The organism is Falsirhodobacter xinxiangensis, from assembly GCF_004959935.1.
GTDB classification, from domain to species: domain Bacteria; phylum Pseudomonadota; class Alphaproteobacteria; order Rhodobacterales; family Rhodobacteraceae; genus Falsirhodobacter; species Falsirhodobacter xinxiangensis.
Window position 1 is genome coordinate 1 of record NZ_SMYN01000071.1, and the last position, 653, is coordinate 653.

Sequence of the window (653 nt, forward strand, 5' to 3'; positions counted from 1 at the left end):
CGCGCAGGCCCGTCAGGATCATGCGCATCCTCGGTGACATCTCGTCTTGCCGTTGCTCGATAATGCTATCGAAGGAGTTGTTTAGTGCCCGAAGTCCAGGACGGACAGTGATATTCTGTTCGACCAGAAACGCGCGGATCTGGTTGATGGTCGCGGTGCGGCGCGAGACCAGCCGCGCCCGCACCCGATGCAACGCCTGAAGGTCGAGCTGGTCCTGGCTCTTCTCCGACACGGTCCGCAGGTTTGGTCGCAAGGCCGCCTCGGCGATGGCTTCGGCATCGTTGTAATCGTTCTTTTGGCCCTTGTTGAACGGCTTCACGTAGATCGCCGGGATGATCCGAGGATCGAAGCCCATGCCGCGCAACGCCCGGCTGACGAAGTGGGCGCTGAGGCAAGCCTCCATGCCAACGATGCAGCGGGGAAGACCGTCAAAGACCGCTGTCAGCGCCTGTCGTCGGATTTGCTGACGCAAGATCAACTGACCGCTGCGGTCGAACCCGACCAGATGGAATGTGTCCTTGCCGATGTCGACGCCGACAACAGCGAGGTCTTCAAGCTGTCCTGCTTTCTTCACTCGCATGGCTGCTACTCCTTTCGATGCGGTGATCCTCGCAAGGATAACACGACGGTTGGGGGAGCAGCCGGCACATCCC

At 60.5% G+C, this 653-nt stretch carries 1 protein-coding gene; it reads right to left on the minus strand.

All coding sequences use genetic code 11. From position 1 onward, the window contains the following. Positions 1–580 (minus strand): IS110 family transposase (locus E2K76_RS20170; RefSeq protein WP_136686216.1); only part of this gene is annotated, 580 nt, incomplete at its 3' end. Positions 581–653: the final 73 nt, after the last annotated feature.